The 1,495-nt window shown below is 57.1% G+C and carries 2 rRNA genes; both read right to left on the minus strand.

Annotated features, from left to right (window positions below):
• A 23S ribosomal RNA gene (locus tag ACFTSF_RS41590) occupies nt 1–728 on the minus strand; the annotation flags it as partial.
• A 289-nt stretch (nt 729–1,017) separates the two neighbouring features.
• A 16S ribosomal RNA gene (locus tag ACFTSF_RS41595) occupies nt 1,018–1,495 on the minus strand; the annotation flags it as partial.

Consider the following 1,495-nt stretch of genomic DNA (forward strand, 5'->3'; position numbering starts at 1 on the left):
GGCTACCCCACACGGGTTAACCTCGCTACACACCGCAAACTCGCAGGCTCATTCTTCAAAAGGCACGCAGTCACGAGACACACAGCAAGCTGCATGTCCGACGCTCCCACGGCTTGTAGGCACACGGTTTCAGGTACTATTTCACTCCGCTCCCGCGGTACTTTTCACCATTCCCTCACGGTACTATCCGCTATCGGTCACCAGGGAATATTTAGGCTTAGCGGGTGGTCCCGCCAGATTCACACGGGATTTCTCGGGCCCCGTGCTACTTGGGTGTCTCTCAAACGAGCCGTTAATGTTTCAGCTACGGGGGTCTTACCCTCTACGCCGGACCTTTCGCATGTCCTTCGCCTATCCATACGGTTTCTGACTCGTCTCACAGCCGGCAGACTGTGAAAGAGAGATCCCACAACCCCGCATGCGCAACCCCTGCCGGGTATCACACGCATACGGTTTGGCCTCATCCGGTTTCGCTCGCCACTACTCCCGGAATCACGGTTGTTTTCTCTTCCTGAGGGTACTGAGATGTTTCACTTCCCCTCGTTCCCTCCACATGCCCTATGTGTTCAGGCATGGGTGACAGCCCATGACGACTGCCGGGTTTCCCCATTCGGAAACCCCCGGATCAAAGCTTGGTTGACAGCTCCCCGGGGACTATCGTGGCCTCCCACGTCCTTCATCGGTTCCTGGTGCCAAGGCATCCACCGTGCGCCCTTAAAAACTTGGCCACAGATGCTCGCGTCCACTGTGTAGTTCTCAAACAACGACCAGCCACCCATCACCCTGATCCACAAAGAATCAAGTTCACTGGGGCCGGCATCGCGAAGATACAAACCTTACGGCCGTACCCTCAGATACCCAACAACGTGCCAAGCGTGAGCCACCCTCCGTGTCCTTCTTTCCACGCCGAAGCAGTACTCGAAGAACCATCAGGTTCACTCACGCCAACTAATCAACGTTCCACCCATGAGCTGACCGTGCAGGACATCTGCCTGCAATCGGTGCTGTGCTCCTTAGAAAGGAGGTGATCCAGCCGCACCTTCCGGTACGGCTACCTTGTTACGACTTCGTCCCAATCGCCAGTCCCACCTTCGACAGCTCCCTCCCACAAGGGGTTGGGCCACCGGCTTCGGGTGTTACCGACTTTCGTGACGTGACGGGCGGTGTGTACAAGGCCCGGGAACGTATTCACCGCAGCAATGCTGATCTGCGATTACTAGCAACTCCGACTTCATGGGGTCGAGTTGCAGACCCCAATCCGAACTGAGACCGGCTTTTTGAGATTCGCTCCGCCTCGCGGCATCGCAGCTCTTTGTACCGGCCATTGTAGCACGTGTGCAGCCCAAGACATAAGGGGCATGATGACTTGACGTCGTCCCCACCTTCCTCCGAGTTGACCCCGGCGGTCTCCTGTGAGTCCCCATCACCCCGAAGGGCATGCTGGCAACACAGAACAAGGGTTGCGCTCGTTGCGGGACTTAACCCAACATCTCAC

Origin of the sequence: Kribbella sp. NPDC056951 (assembly GCF_042674205.1) — a bacterium.
In the GTDB taxonomy this organism is placed as follows: domain Bacteria; phylum Actinomycetota; class Actinomycetes; order Propionibacteriales; family Kribbellaceae; genus Kribbella; species Kribbella yunnanensis.